The sequence below is a fragment of the Bacillota bacterium genome, from assembly GCA_040754675.1.
Classification (GTDB): Bacteria; Bacillota; Limnochordia; order Limnochordales; family Geochordaceae; genus Geochorda.
On the sequence record JBFMCJ010000278.1, the window covers coordinates 1 to 5465 of the forward strand.

Consider the following 5465-nt stretch of genomic DNA (forward strand, 5'->3'; position numbering starts at 1 on the left):
GTGGGCCTTGTGGCTTCATTCGCAGCGTCTCGTTGATGAGGAGAGGTACCGCCCCACCAGAGCCATGGGCTCCTGCTCTTCTACGCGGGCGGAGCGCTGGCAGAGTCTGACCCGCTGCCGACGCACCTCCGGGGAATCGGCCGACAGCGTCCGGATCAGGGCCTTCACCGCCTCGCGGGCCGGTTCGTTCGGCACTTCAGACGGGCGGAGGAGCGCCAAAAAGCGGGTTCATCCTGGCGTGACACTGGGCTCGTCTTTACCGACACGCTCGGCGGCCCCCTGCGGCACTTAGATGTGGACGACAGGGACCTGGCCCGGGGTCATTCGGAAAGTCCGGCAGAAGGCGGCCGAGACCTACGCAAAGGGCGACATGCCCCGCGCCGAAGCGGAGGCTGCCGCGTCAAAACTCCTGGAGGGCGTCACCCTGCACACCATCCGGCACACCCATGCTGCCATGCTCATTGCCCAGGGCGTGGACATCATGACCATCTCCCGCCGCCTGGCCATGAGAACGTCCGAATCACCTGGACCTTTACGGCCACCTGCTCCCGGGCCAAGACCAGAAGGCCGCCGCTGCCGTTGAGGAGTTCCTGGCCAGCGTGGCGAGATAGGCAGTAAAACGGACGCCTGGCAGCCGACAGGTAACAAAAACACCCGCTCACGAACCTCGTCGTGACGGGCTTATTCGATGGTGGGCAGGAAGGGATTCGAACCCCTGACCTCTACGATGTGAGCGTAGCGCTCTAACCAACTGAGCTACCTGCCCACGCGCCCACGCCTGCCGGCACTGCCGGCCCAGCGGCTTCTACTCTACCGGTCGCCGGGCCGCGTGTCAAGGCAGGCTTGCGGGCAGGCGCCACTCACGCCGGCCGGTTGGCCGCCACCGGCCGGGTCGGGGCCGACCCGGGTGTGCCCCGGGCTGGAGTCACGCTTCACAGCTCGAAGCGCACCCGGGCTCAGCGCAGGGCGCTCAGAAGGATCTGGAGCACGCCCTTGCGGGTCACAGGCGTCTCCGTGGCCTTCCGGTTGAGGTCAGCCCCACACTTCTTGCAGTACAGGCTCCCCGCATAGTTCTGAGTCCCGCAGTCCTTGCAGGTCATGCGCTCATCCCTCTCCTTCGGTGCAGGCGGGGTCTCTTACCCCTGGACGGTGGTGGCCGACGGGACGTGTTCCGTCCCGCCCGTCCAGTTGTCGTCCCGCCTGCCTGCCTTATATAACCCTGGGCCTGTGAACTGTAAAGAGGGGTGGGTGTTAAGAATCGGTAAAGGAGGGAGAATCACAGGAAGGCCGGCGGCCCCTCGGCGACCACCGCTCTCGCCCCAGCTCCTCCCTGGCGGCTTACCGGCCGGTCACCAAGCCGAGGCTGCGGAGCAGCACGATGAGCAAGTAAAGCCCCGCCAGAAGCGCCAGACGCCACAGCCCGTCGCGCAGTCCGGGCGAACTCATCGCCGGTCCCATCCCCTGTCCGGCAGCTCAAGCTGTGACTCCGTTCACATTGTGCGACGAATCGGTTACGGGAACGTAAAGGGCGGGTTACAGGTCTGTTGAGGCCCCAAACCGCTCTACCCCGGCCGCTCCAACCACGCTCGCCGCTCACGCCCCCACCGCACCCGAGTCCCCCAGGATCTGCGCCCGCGCTCTCGAATGGGTTTCCTGGGCGGCGGGCGCATACACCGTACATGACAGATAGTTGTGACGTGTGTGCAGACGCCCGGCGACGGCTGGCACGGGCTCATCCTCTGGCCCGTCGTTGGCCGCGCGCCCACACGACGGAAAGGTGTGATGGCCGGCATGGAGGTCTTCGAGACCGTTGCCCGCCTGGGCCCCCACGAACAGGTGGTCTTCGTCCACGATCCCGGTCGGGGGCTGAAGATGATCATCGGCGTGCACGACACGACCCTCGGCCCCGCCCTGGGTGGCTGCCGGATCTGGCCCTACCGCTCCGAACAGGAAGCCCTGGTCGACGTGTTGCGTCTGTCGAAAGCGATGACATACAAGAACTCCATCCACGGCCTGACCCTCGGCGGCGGCAAGGCCGTCGTCATCGCCGACCCTCGAACCGACAAGACGCCGGCGCTGCTCCAGGCCATCGGCGATGCCGTTAACCGCCTCGAGGGCCGTTACATCACTGCCGAAGACGTCGGCACCAACTCGGACGACATGCGGTCGGTTCGTTCTGCAACCGCTTACGTAGCCGGCCTTCCTGAGACCAGCGGCGATCCCTCCCCCTTCACCGCCCTCGGGGTTTTCCGGGGAATACAGGCCTGCGCCCAGGCGGTCTGGGGCTCACCGCAGGTCGAGGGGCGCCGGGTCGCCATCCAGGGCGTCGGCAGCGTCGGGTTCAACCTGGCCCGCCACCTGGTTCAGGCCGGTGCGGACGTGACGGTTACGGATATCCGCCCCGAAAAGGTGAAGCGCGCCGTCGACGAACTCGGCGTGAAGGCCGTCGAGCCCGAGCGCATCTTCGACGTCGAGTGCGACATCTTCTCGCCGTGCGCGCTCGGCGGCGTCCTCAACGACGAGACCATTCCCCGCATCAAGGCGCCCATCATCGCCGGTGCGGCCAACAACCAACTCGGGGAAGTGCGCCACGGCGACGCCCTGCACGCCCGCGGCGTGCTCTACGCGCCCGACTACGTCATCAACGGCGGCGGCGTCATCAACGTCGCCGAGGAACTCACCCCCGAAGGCTACAGCGCCGCGCGCGCCCGGGCCAAAGTCGAACGCATCTACGACCGGGTGCTCGAGGTCATCGAGCTCTCCCGCCGCCGCAACATCCCCACCCACCGCGCCGCCGACGAGCTGGCGATGCGCCGCATCGAGGAGGCTCGGTCCGCAGGCCGCGCCGCACGGCGGTAACATTGCAAAGCGCACAACCGCATGGCACGGTGACGAGGGGCTGGGCGTTGCGGGCCCGGCCCCTTGCCCCTGCCTCAGGTGATTGTGACCTGCTTCCCGTACGTGTCTCGGGAGCCCGGGAACAGAAGAGAGGGCCACTCTAAAGCAGCGGCCTCGGCAGCCGACCTGCTCGTCGTCTGCGCATGTCCGCTGGAGCTCAGTTGATGGCGTCCGGATAGAGCCGTGCGGCGATCCAGATCAGCACCAGCAGCACCGCAGCCTGCACGGCGAAGTCGACCCCGAGCCCGACGGCAGCGTGCCCGCCCTGGATCATCAGCGCCCGCAGCGCGTCAACCTGGTAAGTGAGCGGATTGACGTGAGAGATGAGCTTCAGCCACTCCGGCATGATGGAAAGCGGGTAGATGGCGTTGCTCGCAAAGAAAAGGGGCATCGTCAGCACCTGGCCGATCCCCATGAACCGCTCCCGGGTCTTCACCAGGCAGGCGACCACCAATGAAAACGTCGAGAAGATGGCCGCACCGAGCAAGATGGACAGCAGCACGCCACCGATGGCCCCCAGCGTGAGCTGCAGGCGCACCCCCATCACCCACGCCAGAAGATACACGATGATCGCTTGCGTGAGCGCGCGAATCCCTGCCGACACCGCCTTGCCGGAGACCAGCGCGCCCCGGTAGGCCGGGCTGACCAGGTACTTGTGCAGCACCCCGAGGTCCCGCTCCCAGATCAGCGAGATGCCGTAGAAGATGGCGATGAACAGCACGCTCTGTGCCAGGATGCCCGGCGCCATGAAGTCGAGGTAGCTCATCCGGCCCGTCGGGATGGCGCGCACCCGGCTCATCACCTGACCGAACACCACGAGCCACAGGGTCGGCTGCACCGCCCGGGTCAGCAGCTCCACCGGGTCGTGGCGCAGCTTCCGCATCTCGGCCTCCGCGACGGCCAGCACCTGCCTCACGAACTCGACGACCGCTCGCACCGCCCGCACGACAGGGTTACCGGAGGGCAGCACGCCGCCTCCCACCACGACCTCGCTACCGGCTCCCGAGGCCACCGCGGCGCCGCCGCCGGTTTCAGCCCAGCCGTCGCACCGTTCGTCGCGTCCGAAGGGCATCGCGGAACGTCCCCCCCGTCTCGATGGAGCGGCCGGTGTAGTGGACGAAGACGTCATCGAGGCTTGCCTCGGGGCCCACCGCCACCTTGAGATCGCCGGGTGCCCCTACCGCGGCCACCCGCCCCAGGTGCATGATGGCTACCTCATCGCAGAGTTCGTCGGCCTCCTCCATATAGTGCGTGGTGATCAGGATGGTGGCGCCAAAGCGGCGGCGCAGTTCCCGCACGTGTTCCCAAACCGCCCGCCTGGCCACCGGGTCGAGCCCCACCGTGGGCTCGTCCATGAAGAGCACCGCGGGCCGGTGCAGCACGGCCTGCGCGATCTCGAGCCGCCGGATCATCCCGCCCGAATACTGGCGCACCAGCGTGTGGGCCGCGTCGGTGAGCCCCATGAGCTCCAGCGCCTGCCGGATGCGCTGCTCGCGTTCCGCCCGCGGCACACCGTAGAGCCTGGCGAACACCAGCAGGTTTTCGTAGCCGGTGAGGCCCCCATCCGCCGACAACAGCTGGGGAACATACCCGATGCGCCGCCGGACCTCCTGCGGCCGGCGCACCACGTCAAACCCCGCCACCCGGGCGCCGCCCGCGCTTGGCGGCAGCAGGGTCGTCAGCATCTTGATGGTGGTGCTCTTGCCGGCGCCGTTCGGGCCGAGGAGGCCGAAGATGGAACCGGCCCGAATGGACAGCGTCAGGTTGTCCACCGCCACCAGGGATCCGAAACGCCGTGTGAGCCTGAACGTCTCGACGGCCAGCGGCGCAGCCTCCGCAACCGCACGTCCTGTGCTGTCCGCCGGCCCGCCTTCGGGCGCCTCCCGGTGCGTGCTCAGATCGAACGTCCCGCTCATCCGCCGTCACGTACCCCTCCCTGCAGTTCAAAAGCTCTCCGCAGCGCGGCCAGGCCTTCGCCCAAGCGGCGCAGGTCGCTCTCGGAGAGCGTCGCCAGCACCTGCGCCACCCGCGCCCGGGTGAGGGCCCGTGCCCGCTCGAGCAGGGCCGACCCGGCTTCCGTAAGACGCAGGACCACCCGGCGCCGCTCGTCCGGGTGCTGGGCGCGCTCAACCAGCCCCCTGCGCACCAGGCGGTCGACCATGGCCGAAGCCGTTGGGCTGGTGACCCCGAGGTGCCCGGCAACGTCCGACAGGGAGGCCCCCGGCATGCGCCCGAGGTACGCCAGCACCCGGAACTGCGGCACCGACAGCTGCGGGCTCGCGTGCCGCCGCATCTCGGTGCGCACGAACCGCAGCACCTGCGGCACCGTCTCCATGATTTCCCGAGCACAGGCCTCGGGCGCAACCTCGATCCCCGTACGGGTCTGGCCCCGCTGCAGCGCGCTCATCTCGTCTTCCTAACAGTTAGCAAAGCGAACTATACACCCGCGCCCTGCTCCTGTCAATGTCTGAGCGGTGAGCCACCGCTCACCGCACCCCCGGCCCAGCTCAGCCACTGCGGCATCTGTTGACCGGCAGTTGGCGACAGCAAAGCAAAGCGGAGCGGGC

The 5465-nt window shown here is 68.0% G+C and carries 6 protein-coding genes and 1 tRNA gene; 2 read left to right on the top strand and 5 right to left on the bottom strand.

Annotated elements, in window-relative coordinates:
- Positions 1–292: 292 nt before the first annotated feature.
- Complete coding sequence (locus tag AB1609_14790) at positions 293–583, top strand: hypothetical protein (GenBank protein MEW6047725.1); 291 nt, start codon at positions 293–295, stop codon at positions 581–583.
- Positions 584–689: 106 nt separating this feature from the next.
- Here AB1609_14790 and AB1609_14795 read toward each other — a convergent pair.
- Together AB1609_14795 and AB1609_14800 are read right to left on the bottom strand one after the other, a co-directional pair.
- Positions 690–766 (bottom strand) — tRNA-Val (locus AB1609_14795).
- Positions 767–956: 190 nt separating this feature from the next.
- Entirely contained in the window at positions 957–1100 is a 144-nt protein-coding gene (locus AB1609_14800; protein ID MEW6047726.1) for a zinc-ribbon domain-containing protein, read from the bottom strand.
- Between the two features lie 691 nt (positions 1101–1791).
- Between AB1609_14800 and AB1609_14805 the strand changes: the two genes are divergently transcribed.
- The gene (locus AB1609_14805) at positions 1792–2859 is read left to right on the top strand and encodes a Glu/Leu/Phe/Val dehydrogenase dimerization domain-containing protein (GenBank protein MEW6047727.1); all 1068 of its coding nucleotides are present in this window, start codon (positions 1792–1794) and stop codon (positions 2857–2859) included.
- A 196-nt stretch (positions 2860–3055) separates the two neighbouring features.
- Here AB1609_14805 and AB1609_14810 read toward each other — a convergent pair whose 3' ends face one another.
- From AB1609_14810 to AB1609_14820, 3 genes are read right to left on the bottom strand one after another with little or no spacing between them, the layout of a single operon-like run.
- The gene (locus AB1609_14810; GenBank protein ID MEW6047728.1) at positions 3056–3970 is read right to left on the bottom strand and encodes an ABC transporter permease; all 915 of its coding nucleotides are present in this window, start codon (positions 3968–3970) and stop codon (positions 3056–3058) included.
- Positions 3930–4814 carry an ATP-binding cassette domain-containing protein gene (locus AB1609_14815; GenBank protein ID MEW6047729.1) on the bottom strand — a complete coding sequence of 295 codons (885 nt, stop codon included), beginning with the start codon at positions 4812–4814 and terminating at the stop codon, positions 3930–3932. Before AB1609_14815 ends, AB1609_14810 begins: the two co-directional genes overlap by 41 nt.
- Positions 4811–5305 carry a MarR family transcriptional regulator gene (locus AB1609_14820; protein MEW6047730.1) on the bottom strand — a complete coding sequence of 165 codons (495 nt, stop codon included), beginning with the start codon at positions 5303–5305 and terminating at the stop codon, positions 4811–4813. The genes AB1609_14815 and AB1609_14820 overlap by 4 nt, the downstream gene beginning before the upstream one ends.
- Positions 5306–5465 lie beyond the last annotated feature (160 nt).